The organism is Faecalicatena contorta, from assembly GCF_021531895.1.
GTDB lineage: Bacteria > Bacillota > Clostridia > Lachnospirales > Lachnospiraceae > JAFBIX01.
In genome coordinates this window covers 84,938-103,138 of sequence record NZ_JAFBIX010000008.1, presented here as the reverse complement: position 1 = coordinate 103,138, position 18,201 = coordinate 84,938, and the positions used below count along the sequence as shown (strand labels likewise).

Sequence of the window (18,201 nt, the reverse complement as noted above, 5' to 3'; positions counted from 1 at the left end):
TTTCACTTTTTTCATTCCAAAGGAAAAAACGCCATGAAAATATGACAAAATGGCAAACCCGCCAGGCCCTGTATTTATTGGGCTTGACGGGTATTTTATACTTATTTTCTTGCAAAAGTCAGGATATAGGGTGGTTCAAAAAGCAAGTTAAAAATTAAAAAAAACTTAATATATTTGCAAGAGCATTTTTGTGAAAAAGATACATAAAATCTGAGAGCGTGGACATAATAACCTCGTAACCAAAAAGATTAGGAGGAATTAACATGGCTAAGAATTATAGTTCATCTAACAACAGTCAGAATACATCTGACAGAAATGCATCTGACAAGAACACATCTAACAGAAACGCATCTGATAAGAATGCATCTAACAGAAATGCATCTACACAGAGTACAACTTCAAAGAACAAGAATGCGAACAGCACAAACTTCGGTGATAAATACTAATCTGATCTGACAGAATAGAAACTGAAGAACGAAAGCACCGTCTGTGGAAAATGATTACCGCAGGCGGTGTTTTTTGTATAAAAATATTTCCGATTTTAACAGGATAACAGAAAGTTTTCGGTGTGAGTTGACAAGTGCTATAGAAAGAAAGTAAGATGGAAAAGTAAATAGACAGAATTGGAGAACAGAGAGATTATTATATGAAGAAAGTTGAATTGATCGCGCCCTGTCATTTTGGATTGGAAGCGGTATTAAAAAGAGAAATTCTTGATCTGGGATATGAGATCTCAGAAGTCGAAGACGGAAGGGTCACTTTCTATGGGGATGCGGACGCAGTCTGCCGTGCTAATATATTTTTGCGTACAGCGGAGAGAATATTGTGGAAAGTCGGGAGCTTCACGGCGGTGACGTTTGATGAGCTGTTCGAAAAGACGAAGAGTCTTCCCTGGGAAGATTATATTCCGAAAGATGGAAAGTTCTGGGTTGCGAAGGCTGCTTCTGTGAAGAGTAAGCTTTTCAGCATTTCTGATATACAGTCGATTATGAAAAAGGCTATGGTAAGGCGGCTGCAGGAGCATTATCATATGGAATGGTTCCCGGAAGATGGGGCATCCTATCCGGTGAGGGTATTTTTGATGAAAGATGTGGTTACTATTGGAATTGACACATCAGGAATATCCCTCCATAAGCGTGGATATCGTGAAGTTTCAGGAAAAGCACCGATTACGGAGACGTTAGCAGCGGCATTGATCATGCTGACACCATGGAGGAAAGACCGGATTCTGGTAGATCCATTCTGCGGAAGCGGAACATTTCCGATTGAAGCGGCTATGATGGCGGCAAATATTGCGCCAGGAATGAACCGGTCTTTCACGGCGGAAGAATGGACGAATCTGATTCCGAGGAAGTTATGGTACGATGCAGTCAATGAGGCCAATGACTTGATTGATGACGAGGTTGATGTGGATATTCAGGGATATGATCTGGATGGTTCAGTTGTTAAGATAGCCAGAAGAAATGCAGAAGAAGCAGGCGTTGGACATCTGATTCATTTTCAGGAAAGAGACGTCAAAGACTTAAGCCATCCGAAGAAGTATGGATTTATCATTACGAATCCACCTTATGGAGAGCGTCTGGAAGACAAGAAAGACTTGCCGCAATTATACAGAGCATTTGGCGACAGTTTCAAACGACTGGATTCCTGGTCTGCATACATGATTACTTCTTATGAAGAAGCAGAGAGGTATTTTGGAAGAAAGGCGGATAAGAACCGTAAGATTTATAATGGCATGTTAAAAACATACTTTTACCAGTTCCTGGGGCCAAAACCGCCCAGACGGCCCAGAGAACAACAGGAGAAATAATAAAGGGGAGGAAACAGATGGAAAAGATTATATTTGCAACAGGCAATGCACATAAGATGATAGAGATTCGTATGATTCTCGAAGATCTGGGAATGGGGATTCTGTCCCAGAAGGAAGCGGGAATTACGGCAGATGTGGTAGAGGATGGAAAGACATTTGAGGAAAACGCCTTGATAAAAGCGACCAAAATAGCAGAAGCAGCGGCGAATATGCCGAAATACAAAAATGCGGTGGTTCTGGCAGATGATTCAGGCCTGGAAATTGATTATCTGAACAAAGAGCCGGGAATCTATTCAGCAAGATATATGGGAGAAGATACTTCTTACGATATCAAGAATCAGAACCTTATTGACCGATTAGATGGCGTGCCGGATGAAAAAAGAACTGCCAGATTCGTCTGTGCCATTGCGGCTGCGTTCCCGGATGGAAGCAGTGAAGTGGTCAGAGGAACGATGGAAGGAATCATCGGGTATGAGATTGCGGGGGAAAATGGGTTCGGATATGATCCGATATTCTATCTTCCGGAGTATGGATGTACCAGTGCGCAGCTTGCACCGGAGAAGAAGAATGAACTCAGTCACAGAGGAGAAGGCTTAAGAAAGATGAGAAAGATTCTGGAGAAAAAACTGGAATCCAGAGAAAGATAAGATTGCGAGGATACTTATGAAGGTAGTGATTGTAAGCGATACACACGGTTCGCACAGGAATCTGGAAAAGGTACTGGAGGAAGAAAAGCCAATGGATATGTTGATTCATCTCGGAGATGTCGAGGGTGGAGAAGATTATATCACAGCGTTGGCAGACTGCCCTACACATATTGTAAGAGGAAATAATGACTTCTTTTCCGATCTTCCGGGTGAAGAAGAGTTTATGATGGGTGGTTATCATATGTTTATTTCCCATGGACATTATTACTATGTCTCTATGGGAGAAGAACGATTAAAAGAAGAAGCAAGAGCACGAGGAGCGGATATTGTGATGTATGGTCATACACACAAACCGACATTGACTCGAGAAGAAGATCTTATTACATTGAATCCGGGAAGCATTGCGTATCCAAGGCAAGAAGGTCGCAGGCCCAGTTATATGGTGATGGAAATTGGGGGCGGAGACAGGATAGAATTCTCATTACGATATCTGTAAAAAGTGCGTTGTAAAAAGTACTGTAAAAAAGTGAAAAAAGTTGTTGACAAGCTGAGAGCCTTGCTATATAATAACTATTGTGTCACGGAGATGAAGACATAAATGACACGAAAATAAAATATCGGGGTGTGGCTCAGCTTGGCTAGAGCGCCTGGTTTGGGACCAGGAGGTCGCAGGTTCGAATCCTGTCACCCCGATAGACTTTGCGGGTGTAGTTCAATGGTAGAACACCAGCCTTCCAAGCTGGATACGTGGGTTCGATTCCCATCACCCGCTTTCTTAAAGCCATAAGGGATTTAAGAAGTATAGTTCTAAGGAGCTAGTCTTATGAGTCTGTAGCTCAGCTGGATAGAGCAACGGCCTTCTAAGCCGTAGGTCGAGGGTTCGAATCCCCCCAGGCTCGTTAGAACCACAAAAATTGAATAAGGTGGTACTTAGTTGGACATCAATAGTTCGATAAGTAATATATATGGTGGGTATGGTGCAGTTGGTTAGCGCGCCAGATTGTGGTTCTGGATATCAAGGGTTCGAGTCCCTTTACCCACCTTTTTTCTTTTTATTGGGCTATCGCCAAGCGGTAAGGCACAGGACTTTGACTCCTGCATTCGTTGGTTCGAATCCAACTAGCCCAGTTATTATGGGCGTGTAGCTCAGGTGGTAGAGCACTTGACTTTTAATCAAGTTGTCCGGGGTTCGAATCCCCGCACGCTCACTAAAAAAGGGATCAGAATGCTGGTCCCTTTTGATATCATTTATATGGATTATGCGGATGTGGCGGAACTGGCAGACGCGCTAGACTTAGGATCTAGTGGGAGACCGTGCAGGTTCGATTCCTGTCATCCGCAGTGAAAGTCTCAGCCTTTCGATTTCAGGGGGTTGGGGCTTTTTTTGTCCGTATAGACATCTTTTTACAGGGATAGTATTGACCTTCAAGGAACTTGATACTTTACAATTGCTATAAGAAATAAAGAAAGAGGAGGGATCGATATGAAATATGATAAAGAAATAGATGAGATTAGAAAGGCTATAGTGGAAGAAATAGACTTAGAATTTTATGATAGAAAAGATAGTGTCAATCAATTCTGCGTTTCGATAATTTCTGGCAATCCTGTTCCGGAAGATCATTTATTACTGGTTAGTTTTGACAAAAGGACCCTGGGCATACCTCCAATGTCAGGAACTTTCCGGTCAACAGGAGTAAGCCAGGAATATTATGGGAAAGTAACGGTTTATTATTGTAAGAAGAAGAGGGGATTATTTGGAAAAGAAACGATAAAAGTAGATAATTTCTATAAGAAGATATATAGTAAAGAAGATTGGAATTCTCATATAGAGAAAATACATTTGGCAGATATTGTGTGGAAATAAATTATTTCAGGAAATATATTGACCTTCAGGGAACTTGATACCCTACAATCGCATCATATAAGAACGAAAGGAAGGGATTCGTATGAAGATTAAGGAAGTAGAACAAAGGGTGGGGATTACCAGAGCGAACATCCGTTATTATGAAGAGGAAGGCCTTTTGAATCCAGTCAGAAATCGGGAGAACAATTACCGTGAGTATTCAGAAGAGGATGTAAAGAATCTGGAACGAATCAAAGTCTTGAGGGCGCTGGGAATTCCGATATCGGATGTTAAGATGTTGAATGCGGGGGCCCTTTCGCTGGATGAGGTTATGGAGAAGCGCCTGGAGCGGATCAGTGAGGAAGAGAAGAATCTGCGAGAGATTGAAAAGGTGTGCAGAACAATCCGACAGCTGGATATTTCCTTTGAAGAAGTGGATGAACAGATATTGGGTGAGGAAAAGGATATCTGGGAAGAGCAGTTTGAGAAGATCTGGAAAGAAGATATTACCAAGGAGATACTGACGCTGGGACAGCTGAACAAGAATCTGACATGGATGCTTGTGTGGGGATATTTCATGAATGCAGTTATTGCACTGTTATTTGGGGATTTCTTTTTGAGATATGAAGGAATGTCATGGAGTAAGAGAATTGCAGCGATAAAAAGTAATCCGGGAGAGATCTTGAATCGCCAGACCTTGTTCTTTGACCAGTGGAAATGGCTGATTCTGGCGGTAATTGTCTGTTTGATATGCTATATTGGTATGTATTTTACCGCAAATGTCAAAGCTCTGACGGTATTCTTCCACTTGGAGGCTTTGGTTCTGACACCGTTTATTGCGGGAATATCATTGGCTGTACGCAGTGTGTTTAGTACAGAAGAAGTGAAGAATCAGACCATAAGTGGAATGTATCTTGCGATTTTCTGGCTGGCGATGGTGCTATATGTACTTCTGCTCTTCCTGTTATCAGGGAAAAAACAAGCATTTTTCTCAAAAGCAAGATATGTTCTGGGGATGGCCGTTGTGTATGCAATCATCCTGACTGTGTTGGCAGGAATTCTAAGTGACCTGTGGATACCGGCAGCGGTGATGTCATTTATATTTACGATATATATTGGACTTAGCTGGTTCCATGTAATCGGAGATGCTCCGAAGAGCGGAGGAGGCCGGTATTATGCAATCGTAAGTGCAACGAAGATGATGAATATCGCCGGTGCGGCATTTACAATGCAGGGCAAGTCAAGAGGAACAACGATCTTAAGATAATCAGAGAATCTGGATAAAAGAGCTCGCGTGCGGGCTCTTTTTATTAAGGCTATTTTATGTGTGTCCGGAAAACCATATGTTGCAACAAAAGAAAAAACCGATTATAATGTGAAGTATGTGTATATTAATAATAGGAGAATATATTGGAAAATACAGTTGGAAAAGGAGCGTAAGCAGATATGCTGGAAGTAAAAAATCTGACATTCAAGGTGAATGAAAATGGAATAGAGAGAAGCATCGTCAAGGGTATCAGTTTTGATGTTAAAGATGGTGAGATGCTTGTCATTACTGGACCGAATGGTGGTGGAAAATCAACACTTGCCAAGGTGTTGATGGGAATTGAACAGGCAGATGAAGGCCAGATCATACTGGACGGAGAGGATATTACTTCTTATGATATTAATCATCGCGCCAATGCGGGAATTGGTTTCGCATTCCAGCAGCCGCCAAGATTCAAGGGTATGACGGTGGATAAGTTATTGTCTCTGGCGGCAGGACATAAGCTGTCAGAGCCGGAATGCTGTGCATTGCTAAGCAGTGTCGGGCTGTGTGCACAGGAATATCTGAAAAGAGAAGTAGATGCAACTCTTTCCGGCGGAGAGATGAAACGCCTGGAGATTGCGACTGTGCTTGCAAAGCAGCATAAGTTATGTATCTTTGATGAGCCGGAGGCGGGGATTGATCTCTGGAGTTTTTCTATGTTGATTCAGCAGTTTGAAAAGATTCACAGTAAAAAGGAAGAAAGCCTGATCCTTATCTCTCATCAGGAGCGTATTATCCAGATGGCAGACCGGATTATGGTAATTGAGGATGGCAATATTGGCGCAATCGGACCAAAAGATGAGATTCTTCCGACATTGTTGGATAAGGGTGACAGCTGCGCCTGCATGAACTGCTAAGAGAGAGGAGTGTTAGAGATGGCCACATTAGATGAGATTACAAAAAAGATATTAGAGCAGATCGATGGATCTGGTTTCCAGCAAAAAGGAGCTTTTAATTTGCGCCATAATGGAGTTGCTCTTTGTCACGGAGACAGCGAGCATATTAAGATTAAGAAAAAGGAAGAAAAGTCAGGAATTGACATCTATATTGACGGAGAGACTAGAGGAGAGCAGGTACATATCCCGGTCGTGGTAGATGCTTCCGGTATGACAGATGTAGTATATAATGATTTCTATGTTGCAGAAGGTGCGGATGTAACGATTGTAGCCGGCTGCGGAATTCACAACAGTGGCTGTAACGAAAGCCGTCATGATGGAATCCACTCTTTCCATGTGGGAAAGGGTGCGAATGTCCGTTATGAGGAGAAGCATTATGGGGAAGGGGAAGGCACAGGTGCCAGAGTGCTGAATCCAGTCACAAAGATTTATCTGGAAGAGGATGCTGTATTTACACTGGATACAGCACAGATTAAAGGTGTAGATTCTACAGTTCGTGAGACGGATGTTGAGATGGGAGCAAATTCCAAGTTATATGTGATTGAAAAATTAATGACGCATGACAGTCAGACTGCAGAATCCAATATGGAAGTGCAGATGAATGGAGAGGGAAGCTCCGCGCAGATTATCTCCAGATCTGTTGCAAAAGGCGAGTCTAAGCAGGTATTTCACCCGAAGGCGGTAGGGAATGCCAAGTGCCATGCTCATGTACAGTGTGATTCCATCATCATGGATCATGCAGAAGTAAGCTCCATTCCGGAGATCAATGCAAGACATCTGGATGCGGCAATTATCCATGAAGCGGCAATCGGAAGAATTAATGATGAACAACTTGTGAAACTGCGTACATTGGGTATGACGGAGGAGGAAGCAGAATCCATTATTATTGAAAATTTCCTGAATTAGGAGATGTGCAGAGAAAGGACATCAGATGAAGATTAAAAAAAGACTGAAAGTATGGAAAAAAGCAATGCATATGGAACTAAGAGAGCACAGAAGCTCATTTGTTGTGTATGTGGTTCTTCGTATGCTGGTAATATTGATGATGGTGCTTCAGATATTTAATAAGAATTATGAAAATGTATTCTTGTGTATTCTGACATTATTACTGCTTTTTGTTCCAAGCTTTATACAGATTAATCTGAAAATAGAACTGCCTACTGCATTGGAAATTACGATATTAATCTTTATATTTGCAGCAGAAATCCTTGGAGAGATCCAAGCTTATTATATCAGGTTTCCGTTCTGGGATACCGCGCTGCATACGATCAACGGATTCCTGGCAGCGGCAATTGGGTTCGCACTGGTAGATATCCTGAACCGAAGTAAAAAATTCTCAATACAATTATCGCCAGTGTTCGTGGCAATTGTAGCATTCTGCTTTTCCATGACGATCGGCGTGTTGTGGGAATTCTTTGAATGTAGTATGGATCTTTTCTTTGGATTGGACATGCAGAAAGATACGATCGTACATAGTATTCACTCTGTGATGTTGGATCCGGCGGGAGCAAACACCCCAGTTGAAATTGACAATATCACGGATGTGGTAGTCAATGGACAGAGTCTGGGCCTTGGCGGTTATCTGGATATCGGACTTCTGGATACTATGAAAGATCTGTTCGTTAACTTTATTGGCGCAGTTGTATTTTCCACGATTGGTTATTTTTATGTGAAGAATCGTGGAAAGGGCAGATTCGCGAAACGCTTCATCCCCCGGCTCAAGTCTCAGGATGCTGATTTCCTGAAGCAGGTAGAGACGGAAGACGAAGAGTATGAAAAAAATCGCTTATCGGATCAGGAATTTCCGAATCAGACAGCTGATAATGCCAGCGGCGCAAAGCGGAAGTAATGTTGTGTGTAAAGTACCATATACCGCAAGTGCGCCTTGCACTCCCTGGAGTGGATTCAGAGATGTCGGAACGAATCCGTGAAATAAGTAAGCCAGGTAAGAACCTACGAAGATAAATACAAAAGAGAACAGGCCTCGTCCTGTATCCTGACAGCGGCCCTTGCGGCCGCTTTTTTTACTGCCAAATAACACCATCAGAAAAGTGATAACCTCAAAAAGCAGTAAGAATAACGCAATCCCCGCATAAGCGCCTAAGATATAATTTTTGTCTGTAATAGCATGGAAAATATCTCCGTAGGCACTGTAATTATTCCAGAAATTTACAGTCAGTGTATATGTGATTATCGCGATTAAAATTAAAGTTGCTCCGCGAAGCAAAAGATTAACGGCTTTATAGATTATTTTTCCACCGGTTTTAGCAGCTTTTCCTGCAGGGGAGAGCAGATTCGGTACTCTGCGGCGCTTTTTGCGCTTCTTCTTATCTTCTTCAGAAGAGTTTTCCTCCTCATCTTCATATTTATCATAATCATAATTTTCTTCCAGATAGTCAATGTCATCATCGTCATCTAATTCTGAGAGATTCGACAGAACATCCCTGTAATCGTCATCTTCATCTTCAAAAAAGTTTAGGTCGGGGAAATCTTCCTGATATATGACTTCGAAATCATCACCAAAAAAATCCTCGGTATCTTTCCTTACTGTGTTACCATTTATACTCATATACTCAAACCCTCCTTAAACGATTTCTTATTGTAGTATGTTTAGTCAAAAGTCTCAAGGGATATCACAAAAAGTTCACGAAGACATAAGGTTTTCTTTAGAATTGTAGAAAAGAAAAAAACCGAAAACAGTGAAGTTTTCGGTTTTTTTATAAAAATAATAGATGCGGAGAAAGGGACTTGAACCCTCACAGGATTGCTCCCACTAGAACCTGAATCTAGCGCGTCTGCCATTCCGCCATCTCCGCTAACAAAAGATATTCTATCACATAAAACATCATTTGGCAAATACTTTTTGTGTTTTTTTGAAAAAAATTGGCAGAACTATTTTCGAACTTCAATTCCGTTGACTTCCAGGTGGTCATCGATTGCAATGACCAGGCACATCCGGCCATCAATCTCGCGGGTCTCTACCAGGTCGGAGCGCTCTGGATTGACTTTTACGACCACGTCGGGTGTCTCAATCTGGAAGGTCTTGACACTGGCGATGTTGGATGCGAGTAAGGTGTTCTTGTCACCGACCATCTCCTGGAATTCTTCGTCGAAGGATTCCAGCTTTTCTTCTGGAACACCGCTTCTGGTGAGCAGATTCTTAACATCTGGTTTGGACAGTTCCAGAGGATCTGGGTTTTCTTTGCTTCCTTCCAGCATCTCGTTGAGATTGTCGTGGATGTTGCGAACGACTTCATAATCGCATTCATCACCTAGTGTATCACTGATGATAGTCTGGAAGGTGGTCTTCTGATCGCCGGCGGTCAGAGGAATGGTGCTCCCCAGTACATTGCTGATCAGTTCTGGCTGGAGATCTTCTGGTTTCTTGGTATAATAAAGGATATTATGTACATCACTGGCACGATCCTGGAAGGCCGGGAACAGGAAGCCCTTAACTGGGGCTTCTACGATCCAGTCACGGATGCGGTCTTCGATATTATTGGTCAATGCGTTGTAGGTAAGACCTGCTTTTGTGAGGTTGACCGGACAGATGCTGCACAGAATATGTTCGTAGACTGTATCAGAGGCATCGAACATCTCGGAACCATCGGTGGATTTGCCGGGAACATCGTAGACTGCATGAATCAGAATGATGTAATAATTCTCAGCGTAGATATAATTTTCAATAATCTTATCATAGAATTCTTCTACCAGAAGGTCGTCTTCCAGCTTACTGTCACGCAGCTTAAGAAGGAATTCCTGTGTACCTCCGCCTAGCTCCTGCTCCAGTGGGAATTCCATATTAATGAGATTTTTCCCAAGGGTTCCGGACAAGGTATGTTTAAAAATATCAAAGTATTTGAAAGCTTCTTCTTCTGGAAGGGATAAGAAAGCTTTTTTTAGTTCGACTTTTTTCTCTTTCTCATGGTCCACATAGCAGCCACAGATTCGCGTGATTGCGCAGTTTTCCGGGGTGAATTGCTTGCGGATTTCCAGTACTTCTTTCTTATTCATAAGTTACACTCTCCCTTATATACAGACTGTACCCAATCTTAGCATATTCGAGGAAAATTTACAAGATTACGCGAGTGGGGAAATTGGTCGTTGTAAACCATAGAAATCCCAAGTATAATAAAAGTAGATATATGTCAAAATAAGAAAAAGAGAGGGAAAAGAAATGGGAAGTATATTTGACATTTTGGGACCGGTAATGGTAGGTCCGTCCAGTTCTCACACAGCAGGAGCAGCGAGGATTGGCCTGATTGCCAGACAGCTTTTCGGAAGGCAGCCCAAGAAGGCTACCGTATATCTGCATGGATCGTTTGCCGCTACGGGGAAAGGGCATGGAACGGACCGGGCACTGATTGCAGGCTTGTTGGGAATGAAGCCTGACGATATGAGGATTCCAAATAGCTTTGAGATTGCAAGAGAAGAAGGCATGGAATTTACCATCGAGAATAAGGATATTAAAGAAGCACATCCGAATACTGCTCAGATTATTATGGAAGCAGAAGGTGTGAATACCATGAAGATTCAGGCATATTCTATCGGTGGTGGAAGAATCCGTGTATGTAAGCTGGATGGAATCGATGTGAACTTCAGTGGAGAGAGTAATACGCTGATCATTCGCAATGTGGACGAGCCGGGACGAATTAAGGAAGTTGCATCGGCATTAAGCAATGCAGAGATTAATATCGCAACGATGCAGGTGTTCCGTGATAAGCGTGGTGGTTTTGCTGTTATGGTAGTTGAGACGGATCAGGTTGTACCAAAAGAGGCAATCGATGATCTGGAGAGCAAGCAGGGAATTATCCGTGTGAAGTTCCTGAATGCAAATGGAGAGACGGAATAGGGAAAGAAAGGATTAGAAAGCGTATGTCATATCAATCTATGGAAGAGGCGCGCGTTAGATGCGAAAAGGAAGGAATTGAATTCTGGAAAGCGGTTCAGTTAGAAGATGCAGAAGAAAGAGGCGTTACGGAAGAAGATTCCTGGAAACAAATGAAACACATGTGGCAGGCAATGCTGGATGGGCTGGATGCCTATGAACCGGATGAATTGTCCAGAAGCCGCATGGTTGGAAGAGAAGGTGGGCTTATGGATGCCTACCGTGAAAAAGGGGATACCCTGTGTGGCGATTACATGGCAAAGGTAATGTCCAATGCTTTGAAGATGGGTTGCAATAATGCATGTATGAAGCGAATCGTTGCAGCACCGACTGCAGGAGCCTGCGGTGTACTTCCGGCTGTTCTTGTTACTTATTATCGGGAATATGATGTTCCGGAAGAGAAGATGATCGAAGCTATGTATGTGGCAGCGGGTGTGGGACAGATTATTGCAAATCGAGCATATCTGGCAGGCGCTTCCGGAGGATGTCAGGCTGAGATTGGCTCTGGTTCGGGAATGGCCGCAGCGGCTATCTGTTATGTAAAAGGCGGCAACACAGAGCAACAGGGACATGCCTGTGCAATGGCGCTGAAGAACCTGATGGGTCTGGTATGTGATCCGGTAGGCGGTCTGGTAGAGGTTCCATGTGTGAAGAGAAATGTCGGCGGTGCGGTCAATGCCATGGCGGCAGCAGACATGGCTCTGGCAGGTATCGAGAGCCAGATTCCGGTGGATCAGGTCATTGACGCTATGAAAGAAGTAGGAGATAAGATGGATGTAAGTCTCCGCGAAACTGGAGTCGGCGGAGTCGCAGGAAGTCCGAAGGCAGTAGAAGTTGTGGAACGACTGAATATGTAGAGCCTGAGGAAATATACTGGGAAGAGAATATTTGACAGAAATTAGAGAAAGGCTCATGGACCTTTTGGGAACATGAGCATTTCTCGTCGTATTATTTGAATGAAGAGAAGCCTTCCGTAGTTTCTCTTCGGCACAGGATCGGAGTGATTACTTTATGGACTGGTTCGCCAATCGGTGCAGGTTTTCTTTTCTTTCTTTCTTTGATCTGCCCGTCTAATAGTTTCACTGCTTCAAAGGCGATCTTATCGATCTGCTGACCGACTGTACTGATTGGAATAATCGCCTCCCGGGAGATCGGAGAATTATCGAAGCCGACAAGGAGATAATCTTCCGGCAGAGTTCCGTATCTGCGAAAAAGAAGATTCAGAAAACCATTGGCGTGCGTATCATTGGAGATAAATACTCCTTTTTTCTTCCCGGCGTAGTCGCGCTCCAGTTCATCGATGATTTCCATGAGATATTGTTGGTCTTGTTCATATTGGTTGCCAAGATCCCTGATATAGATGCGGTGTTCCAGTCCTTTCTGTTCACAGATGTCAAGAAATCCCTGAATTCGTCGGTAAGCAGGGATCGACTCTGGAGTTGGAGAATTGACATGGATCAGGACATCACAATCATGCTTAGCCAGCAGACTGGTAGCCTGAATAGCCCCCATGTAGTTGTCCGTGTTAATACTGCTGATATATTGATTCTCACGCTCAATGGATACGAGTGGAATCTGTAAGTCGGCCAGTTCCTTAGAAGGAATGGTGTGGCTTAGGACAATTAGGCCCTCAATTTTGTAGGCGAGAAGCTCTTGGATATATTTTCGCTCGGCTTCTTCCGATTCGTTTCCAACAAAAACCAGAAACTTATAACCAAATGTTTCATAAGTAGACAGAATCTGATTGAGCATCTCTGAATAGTAGTTGAGATATAGGTTGGGAATAATGATACCAATGAACTCAGTATTCCCGTTTGCAAGAATCTTGGCTACTTTATTTTCCTTGTAATTTAATTTAACAAGCGCATCTGAGATAATCTGTTGATTTTCCAGAGTCAGAGAGTCTGGATTGTTGAAATATCTGGAGATGGTCGTCTTGGAAAAATGTGTGTATTTTGCAATGTCATCAAATGTTACATTCTTTTTTGGTGCCATAAAACCGCTTCCTGTCCTTTGAAAATCTAATAATATCAGTATAGCAAAATCGAAAAAAAAGAGCAATGAGTAAGCGGTAAAGTAACCGGTTATGTGAAGAGTGTACAATGAAAGAAGACAGGAATCGTGGATATTTAACAAAAATTTTAGAAAGATATTTTTCACCATTGACGACTCTATGGTGTGGTGTTATTATGAAACTACAAAGTAACCGGTTACTTTACCGGTTATTTATGCAAAGAAACTAAGAAATATAAGAATTCTAGGAGGAATAGTCATGAGAAAGAATCTTATTACAAGAGTCATTGCATTCGGGCTAGTGACAGCGTTGATGACAACAACACTGACCGGATGCAGATTCGGATTCGCCAGTGATCCGGATGACCCGAATGAGGTGGAGGAAGAAGAACCGATTGATATGTCGGTGGATACGTTTACGTATGATGCTTCTTTGGAAGGAACGGAGATTACGCTGTTGAATACGAAAGCCGAGATTCAGGAAGCATTAGAGAAGATGGGAGAAGTCTTCGAAGAAAAGTCTGGTGTGCATGTAGAAGTAATGCCGGTTACGGATGGAGATTCTCCGTATACGAAGGTGGTAAGCATGTATAATGCAGGAAGTGCTCCGACACTGGCAATTCTGGACACCACAGATGTAATTGCACTGGCGGAAGAGAAGGCGGCAGATCTGACGAACGAGCCGTGGGTCGCTGAAGCTGAAGATTATGTGACAAGAGTCAATGATAAGATCTATAGCTTCCCGTTGTGTATTGAGGGACGTGGATTGATCTACAACAAAGCAATCATAGAAGATGCACTGGGCGAGGCATTCGATCCAGATTCCATTACAACGCTGGACGAATTTGAGGAGTTGTTGGATAGACTGGTCGAGGGTGGAATTGAAAAGCCGGTATCTCTTGCAAAGGAAGACTGGTCGCTGGGTGCTCACCACCTGCAATATATCTATGAGACTTATGACGGAACCTCTGAGGGGGCGCAGGAATGTATTGAACAGATCAAGGATGGAGAGATCAATCTGACCAAATATGACCGCATGGCAGAATTCCTGGATATGTTCGATGTACTGAAGAAATACAATGTAGCAAAAGGTGATCCGCTGGGAGCAGATTACGATGAGATGGCAATCGATCTGGTGGATGGCAAGACGGCTATCTGGCTCAATGGAAACTGGGCATGGCCGAATATGGAAGAAGCAGGAGCAGAAGAAGACGACGAATATGGATTTCTTCCGTATTTTATGAACAATGATGAAGATGACTTTGTAAATCAGAAGATTCAGGCTTCTCCGTCAAAGCAGGTGATGGTGGATGGACAGCAGGCGTCTGAGACGGAGCAGGCTGCAGCTAAGGAATTCCTGAACTGGATTGTATACAGTGAGATCGGGCAGCAGATGCTGGTGAAGACCTGTAGTATTATTCCGGCATTCCAGAATAATCCGTATGAGCCAAGTGACCCGCTGGCACGTGATATCTATGAGAAGGTTCACAATGACAGAGCATTCAATGCAGCGGCAATCGTACCGAATGACCATTGGTCTGTGCTGGGAGCTGCAATGCAGAAATATCTGGCTGGCAGAAGTGACAGGGAAGAATTTATCGAGTCTGTTGAAGACTATTGGGATGAACAGGAATAGAAGAGAGGGATAAGAGATGAGATCAAAAAATAATGGAAAAGATTTCTGTATGTTTGCATTGCCGGGAATGTTCTGCTTCTTTGCAGTCGTAATGGTTCCGTTTATCTATGGTATCTATCTGACTTTGACGGACTGGAATGGCGTGTCAAGCGAAAAGCATTTTATCGGACTTAAGAACTTTGCAGGTGTTATGAAGGATACACAGTTCTGGACATCACTGCTTCTGACATTCAAGTATGTGATTCTGGTAGTTGTGCTGGTCAATGTGATCGCATTTGCAATTGCATATTTATTGACAAGAGGAATCAAAGGACAGAACTTCTTCCGTGCAGGATTCTTCACACCGAACTTGATTGGTGGTATTGTATTAGGTTACATATGGCAGTTCGTATTTTCCAGAGTATTCGTAAGTATCGGAGAGACCACAGGCTGGAAATTGTTCGAGGTATCCTGGCTGTCAGACCCAACGAAAGCATTTGCGGCACTGGTATTGGTATCGGTATGGCAGCTGTCCGGCTATATGATCCTGATCTATGTGGCTGGCTTTATGGGACTGAATGAAGATGTTATGGAAGCAGCAAGCATTGATGGAGCATCCGGATGGGTCAAGATGAAGAATATTGTTATGCCGCTGATGATGTCGTCTGTGACGATCTGCCTGTTCCTGACATTGTCCCGCGCATTCATGGTATATGATCTGAACTTATCATTAACTGCCGGTGCACCATACGGAACGACAGAGATGGCAGCGATGCATGTATATGAAAAGGCATTTACATCCAGACAGTTTGGTGTCGGCCAGGCAGAGGCATTGATCTTATTTATCATTGTAGCATGTATTAGTGGTATTCAGGTATATCTGACAAAGAAACAGGAGGTAGAAGCATAATGAGCCGTACAACAATTGGTGGAAATAAGAAAAGAGTAACCAACATTCTCGCAATGACAGGCCTGATCATTATCTTTATTGCTTATATGTTCCCCTTTCTTATGGTGGTGATCAATTCGCTGAAACAGAAGCGAGATATCATTAAGAGCCCATTTTCATGGCTTTTTACAATCAAGGGATTGTCTTTTGATAACTTTGTCAAAGCGTTTACACAGATGGATTTCCTGAATGCATTCAAGAATTCGCTGATCGTAACGGCTTCCGCAACGGTGCTGGTAACTCTGCTGGCAGCAATGCTTGCATATTATATTGTTCGACACAATAATGGAATCTCTAAGATTACATTTGCACTGATGGTGGCATCCATGATTATCCCATTCCAGGCATTGATGATTCCATTGGTAAGTATCTATGGAGGTACACTGAACGTTCTGAATCACAGAATTACTTTGATCTTCCTGCATACAGGATTCTCCATGGCGATGTCCGTGTTTATGTTCCATGGATTTATCAAAGGAAATGTTCCGATTGCACTGGAAGAAGCAGCCTATATCGATGGCTGTACACACTCTCAGACATTTTTTAAGATTGTGCTGCCGCTGTTGAAGCCGATCATCTCAACAATGGTAATCTTGAATTCACTGGCGTTCTGGAACGACTTCCTGCTTCCGTCACTGGTATTGACAGATAAGAAATTATTGACATTGCCGTTGTCTACTTATAGTTTCTATGGAACCTATTCTGCAGACTATGGTACAATTATGGCTGGATTGTTACTGTGCGTAATTCCGATTCTGATTCTGTATGTAGCGCTTCAGAAGCAGATTATCGGTGGTGTAGTTGCGGGTGCAGTAAAATAGAATTGACAGAATAAAGGACTGAATAAATATGACAAAACAAGAATTGCATTTAAGAGCTCCGGGTAACTGGATCAATGATCCGAATGGATTCATCTATTCTAAAGGCAGATATCATCTGTTCTATCAATTTTTTCCGTATGCTCCGGTATGGGGGACCATGCACTGGGGGCATGCGGTGAGCGATGACCTGATTCATTGGGAGCATCTGGGTGTAGCATTATTTCCGACGAAGGATTATGACCAGAATGGTGTCTTTTCGGGAAGCGCGCTTGAGAAAGACGGAGAGATGTACCTGTATTATTCGGCAGTAAAATATCTGGAATCAGACCGTGAGAATATTCATATGGCGAAGGATAACCGCTTTGAAACCAGCCAGGCGATGGTGATCTCGAAGGATGGGATACATTTTGACAACTGGAAAAATAAAAAGCAGATTATTCCGGTGAACCAGAATGAAGATCAGGCACATCCGACGCATACCAGAGACCCAAAGGTGTGGAAAGATGGCGATACCTATTACATGGTACTTGGAAGCACTTATCGGGAAGAGGTTGGAAGAGCAGTCTTTTATACGAGCCATGACGGCATCAACTGGAAGTTTAAAAATCAGGTTCAGGATAAACGCTTTGGCAGGATTCTGGAATGCCCGGATATATTCGAGGTAGATGGAGTGCATGTGTTTGAAGGATCTGCCATGTATATAGCAGATGGGTCCTGTGGTTATGAGAACCATGCAATCTGTGCTACGGCAGAATTCGACCGGGAACAGTGCAATCTTCGATTGACTGGAGAAGTACAGTATGTAGACTATGGAATGGATCTCTATGCACCACAGACGAATCTGGATCACGAAGGCCGAAGAGTCATGATTGCCTGGATGCGTATGCCGCAGCCGGTTACAGAGGCTGAAGGAATTAAATGGAATGGTATGATGTGTCTGCCACGTGTGGTTGAAGTGGAGAACGGGCATGTCTGTTACAGGGTGCACCCTGAAGTAAGGAAGTATTTTAACGAAGTGGCAGCATCTTCACAAGAGTGGAATCCGTTGGAGCCATTTTGCATAAAAGTATGTCTGGAAGAAGGAGAGAAGCTCAACATTGGTGGTTATCAGATTCAAAGGTGTGACAGGCGTATTCTGACGGATCGGAGTAAAGTCTTTGCAGATCTGAAAGAGTATGCATTGACAGCAAAGAGTCCAAAAGTTTCTGGTGAATGTAGGCTGGAGATCTTCGTGGATAGGAATCTGGTTGAAATATATATCAACGATGGGGAATATGTTATCAGCCAGGTAGTATATGGCCTGACAGACATTATAGAAGTAGAAACCGATAAAAATAATATTACATATCTGCGCCATAATTCTGACAGATAAGGAGTCACTATGGTGTTAGATATGATGGAACGAAATGT

Annotated in this window: 18 protein-coding genes and 8 tRNA genes; 22 read left to right on the top strand and 4 right to left on the bottom strand. The window is 43.0% G+C overall.

What is annotated here, in order from left to right; genetic code table 11:
* Nucleotides 1-263: 263 nt before the first annotated feature.
* From JQM81_RS04440 to JQM81_RS04365, 16 genes are all read left to right on the top strand, one after another.
* Entirely contained in the window at nucleotides 264-446 is a 183-nt protein-coding gene (locus JQM81_RS04440) for a hypothetical protein (RefSeq protein ID WP_235232328.1), read from the top strand.
* A 200-nt stretch (nucleotides 447-646) separates the two neighbouring features.
* On the top strand, nucleotides 647-1,810 hold the full coding sequence (locus tag JQM81_RS04435) for a THUMP domain-containing class I SAM-dependent RNA methyltransferase (protein WP_235232327.1): 1,164 nt from the start codon (nucleotides 647-649) through the stop codon (nucleotides 1,808-1,810).
* A gap of 17 nt (nucleotides 1,811-1,827) precedes the next feature.
* Nucleotides 1,828-2,457, top strand: coding sequence for an RdgB/HAM1 family non-canonical purine NTP pyrophosphatase (gene rdgB / locus JQM81_RS04430; protein ID WP_235232326.1), 630 nt, complete (start codon nucleotides 1,828-1,830; stop codon nucleotides 2,455-2,457).
* Nucleotides 2,458-2,473: 16 nt separating this feature from the next.
* A complete protein-coding gene (locus tag JQM81_RS04425; RefSeq protein WP_235232325.1) occupies nucleotides 2,474-2,953 on the top strand; it encodes a metallophosphoesterase family protein in 480 nt (159 codons plus the stop codon).
* 122 nt (nucleotides 2,954-3,075) lie between these two features.
* A tRNA-Pro gene (locus tag JQM81_RS04420) sits at nucleotides 3,076-3,150 on the top strand.
* 8 nt (nucleotides 3,151-3,158) lie between these two features.
* Nucleotides 3,159-3,229, top strand: a tRNA-Gly gene (locus JQM81_RS04415).
* Between the two features lie 53 nt (nucleotides 3,230-3,282).
* A tRNA-Arg gene (locus tag JQM81_RS04410) sits at nucleotides 3,283-3,356 on the top strand.
* Between the two features lie 69 nt (nucleotides 3,357-3,425).
* Nucleotides 3,426-3,499 (top strand) — tRNA-His (locus JQM81_RS04405).
* 14 nt (nucleotides 3,500-3,513) lie between these two features.
* Nucleotides 3,514-3,585, top strand: a tRNA-Gln gene (locus JQM81_RS04400).
* 7 nt (nucleotides 3,586-3,592) lie between these two features.
* A tRNA-Lys gene (locus JQM81_RS04395) sits at nucleotides 3,593-3,665 on the top strand.
* Between the two features lie 53 nt (nucleotides 3,666-3,718).
* A tRNA-Leu gene (locus JQM81_RS04390) sits at nucleotides 3,719-3,798 on the top strand.
* Nucleotides 3,799-3,940: 142 nt separating this feature from the next.
* A complete protein-coding gene (locus JQM81_RS04385) occupies nucleotides 3,941-4,321 on the top strand; it encodes a hypothetical protein (protein ID WP_235232324.1) in 381 nt (126 codons plus the stop codon).
* Nucleotides 4,322-4,403: 82 nt separating this feature from the next.
* Nucleotides 4,404-5,567 (top strand): MerR family transcriptional regulator, encoded by a 1,164-nt coding sequence (locus JQM81_RS04380; RefSeq protein WP_235232323.1) that lies wholly within the window; start codon nucleotides 4,404-4,406, stop codon nucleotides 5,565-5,567.
* 179 nt (nucleotides 5,568-5,746) lie between these two features.
* The gene (locus JQM81_RS04375) at nucleotides 5,747-6,466 is read left to right on the top strand and encodes an ABC transporter ATP-binding protein (protein WP_235232322.1); all 720 of its coding nucleotides are present in this window, start codon (nucleotides 5,747-5,749) and stop codon (nucleotides 6,464-6,466) included.
* Nucleotides 6,467-6,484: 18 nt separating this feature from the next.
* On the top strand, nucleotides 6,485-7,411 hold the full coding sequence (locus JQM81_RS04370; protein ID WP_235232321.1) for a SufB/SufD family protein: 927 nt from the start codon (nucleotides 6,485-6,487) through the stop codon (nucleotides 7,409-7,411).
* 25 nt (nucleotides 7,412-7,436) lie between these two features.
* Nucleotides 7,437-8,354, top strand: coding sequence for a hypothetical protein (locus tag JQM81_RS04365; RefSeq protein WP_235232320.1), 918 nt, complete (start codon nucleotides 7,437-7,439; stop codon nucleotides 8,352-8,354).
* On the opposite strand, the gene JQM81_RS04360 is transcribed toward JQM81_RS04365, so the two are convergent.
* The 3 genes from JQM81_RS04360 to JQM81_RS04350 all read right to left on the bottom strand — a co-directional run bounded on the left by JQM81_RS04360 (nucleotide 8,292) and on the right by JQM81_RS04350 (nucleotide 10,519).
* Nucleotides 8,292-9,074 (bottom strand): hypothetical protein, encoded by a 783-nt coding sequence (locus JQM81_RS04360; RefSeq protein WP_235232319.1) that lies wholly within the window; start codon nucleotides 9,072-9,074, stop codon nucleotides 8,292-8,294. The two genes, JQM81_RS04365 and JQM81_RS04360, sit on opposite strands and share 63 nt — an antisense overlap.
* A gap of 164 nt (nucleotides 9,075-9,238) precedes the next feature.
* Nucleotides 9,239-9,321, bottom strand: a tRNA-Leu gene (locus tag JQM81_RS04355).
* 76 nt (nucleotides 9,322-9,397) lie between these two features.
* Nucleotides 9,398-10,519 carry a DUF4317 domain-containing protein gene (locus JQM81_RS04350; RefSeq protein WP_235232318.1) on the bottom strand — a complete coding sequence of 374 codons (1,122 nt, stop codon included), beginning with the start codon at nucleotides 10,517-10,519 and terminating at the stop codon, nucleotides 9,398-9,400.
* Nucleotides 10,520-10,682: 163 nt separating this feature from the next.
* On the opposite strand from JQM81_RS04350, the gene sdaAB reads away from it, so the two are divergent.
* Together sdaAB and sdaAA are read left to right on the top strand one after the other, a co-directional pair.
* On the top strand, nucleotides 10,683-11,357 hold the full coding sequence (gene sdaAB / locus JQM81_RS04345; RefSeq protein ID WP_235232317.1) for an L-serine ammonia-lyase, iron-sulfur-dependent subunit beta: 675 nt from the start codon (nucleotides 10,683-10,685) through the stop codon (nucleotides 11,355-11,357).
* Nucleotides 11,358-11,380: 23 nt separating this feature from the next.
* Nucleotides 11,381-12,250, top strand: a complete 870-nt coding sequence (gene sdaAA / locus JQM81_RS04340) for an L-serine ammonia-lyase, iron-sulfur-dependent, subunit alpha (RefSeq protein WP_235232316.1) — start codon at nucleotides 11,381-11,383, stop codon at nucleotides 12,248-12,250.
* A gap of 91 nt (nucleotides 12,251-12,341) precedes the next feature.
* On the opposite strand, the gene JQM81_RS04335 is transcribed toward sdaAA, so the two are convergent.
* The gene (locus JQM81_RS04335; protein ID WP_235232315.1) at nucleotides 12,342-13,388 is read right to left on the bottom strand and encodes a LacI family DNA-binding transcriptional regulator; all 1,047 of its coding nucleotides are present in this window, start codon (nucleotides 13,386-13,388) and stop codon (nucleotides 12,342-12,344) included.
* Nucleotides 13,389-13,665: 277 nt separating this feature from the next.
* On the opposite strand from JQM81_RS04335, the gene JQM81_RS04330 reads away from it, so the two are divergent.
* Genes JQM81_RS04330 through JQM81_RS04315 form a run of 4 tightly spaced genes read left to right on the top strand, consistent with a single transcriptional unit; the run spans nucleotide 13,666 to nucleotide 18,163 of the window.
* Nucleotides 13,666-15,042 (top strand): ABC transporter substrate-binding protein, encoded by a 1,377-nt coding sequence (locus JQM81_RS04330; protein WP_235232314.1) that lies wholly within the window; start codon nucleotides 13,666-13,668, stop codon nucleotides 15,040-15,042.
* 16 nt (nucleotides 15,043-15,058) lie between these two features.
* Nucleotides 15,059-15,931 (top strand): carbohydrate ABC transporter permease, encoded by an 873-nt coding sequence (locus JQM81_RS04325; protein ID WP_235232313.1) that lies wholly within the window; start codon nucleotides 15,059-15,061, stop codon nucleotides 15,929-15,931.
* Nucleotides 15,931-16,791, top strand: coding sequence for a carbohydrate ABC transporter permease (locus JQM81_RS04320; RefSeq protein WP_235232312.1), 861 nt, complete (start codon nucleotides 15,931-15,933; stop codon nucleotides 16,789-16,791). Before JQM81_RS04325 ends, JQM81_RS04320 begins: the two co-directional genes overlap by 1 nt.
* Nucleotides 16,792-16,819: 28 nt before the next feature.
* Nucleotides 16,820-18,163, top strand: coding sequence for a glycoside hydrolase family 32 protein (locus tag JQM81_RS04315; protein ID WP_235232311.1), 1,344 nt, complete (start codon nucleotides 16,820-16,822; stop codon nucleotides 18,161-18,163).
* The last annotated feature ends 38 nt before the right edge of the window (nucleotides 18,164-18,201 follow it).

Coding starts and splice junctions, on each gene's coding strand:
- JQM81_RS04440 (WP_235232328.1), top strand. CDS start 264: ATGGCTAAGAATTATAGTTCATCTAACAACAGTCAGAATACATCTGAC.
- JQM81_RS04435 (WP_235232327.1), top strand. CDS start 647: ATGAAGAAAGTTGAATTGATCGCGCCCTGTCATTTTGGATTGGAAGCG.
- rdgB (WP_235232326.1), top strand. CDS start 1,828: ATGGAAAAGATTATATTTGCAACAGGCAATGCACATAAGATGATAGAG.
- JQM81_RS04425 (WP_235232325.1), top strand. CDS start 2,474: ATGAAGGTAGTGATTGTAAGCGATACACACGGTTCGCACAGGAATCTG.
- JQM81_RS04385 (WP_235232324.1), top strand. CDS start 3,941: ATGAAATATGATAAAGAAATAGATGAGATTAGAAAGGCTATAGTGGAA.
- JQM81_RS04380 (WP_235232323.1), top strand. CDS start 4,404: ATGAAGATTAAGGAAGTAGAACAAAGGGTGGGGATTACCAGAGCGAAC.
- JQM81_RS04375 (WP_235232322.1), top strand. CDS start 5,747: ATGCTGGAAGTAAAAAATCTGACATTCAAGGTGAATGAAAATGGAATA.
- JQM81_RS04370 (WP_235232321.1), top strand. CDS start 6,485: ATGGCCACATTAGATGAGATTACAAAAAAGATATTAGAGCAGATCGAT.
- JQM81_RS04365 (WP_235232320.1), top strand. CDS start 7,437: ATGAAGATTAAAAAAAGACTGAAAGTATGGAAAAAAGCAATGCATATG.
- JQM81_RS04360 (WP_235232319.1), bottom strand. CDS start 9,074: ATGAGTATAAATGGTAACACAGTAAGGAAAGATACCGAGGATTTTTTT.
- JQM81_RS04350 (WP_235232318.1), bottom strand. CDS start 10,519: ATGAATAAGAAAGAAGTACTGGAAATCCGCAAGCAATTCACCCCGGAA.
- sdaAB (WP_235232317.1), top strand. CDS start 10,683: ATGGGAAGTATATTTGACATTTTGGGACCGGTAATGGTAGGTCCGTCC.
- sdaAA (WP_235232316.1), top strand. CDS start 11,381: ATGTCATATCAATCTATGGAAGAGGCGCGCGTTAGATGCGAAAAGGAA.
- JQM81_RS04335 (WP_235232315.1), bottom strand. CDS start 13,388: ATGGCACCAAAAAAGAATGTAACATTTGATGACATTGCAAAATACACA.
- JQM81_RS04330 (WP_235232314.1), top strand. CDS start 13,666: ATGAGAAAGAATCTTATTACAAGAGTCATTGCATTCGGGCTAGTGACA.
- JQM81_RS04325 (WP_235232313.1), top strand. CDS start 15,059: ATGAGATCAAAAAATAATGGAAAAGATTTCTGTATGTTTGCATTGCCG.
- JQM81_RS04320 (WP_235232312.1), top strand. CDS start 15,931: ATGAGCCGTACAACAATTGGTGGAAATAAGAAAAGAGTAACCAACATT.
- JQM81_RS04315 (WP_235232311.1), top strand. CDS start 16,820: ATGACAAAACAAGAATTGCATTTAAGAGCTCCGGGTAACTGGATCAAT.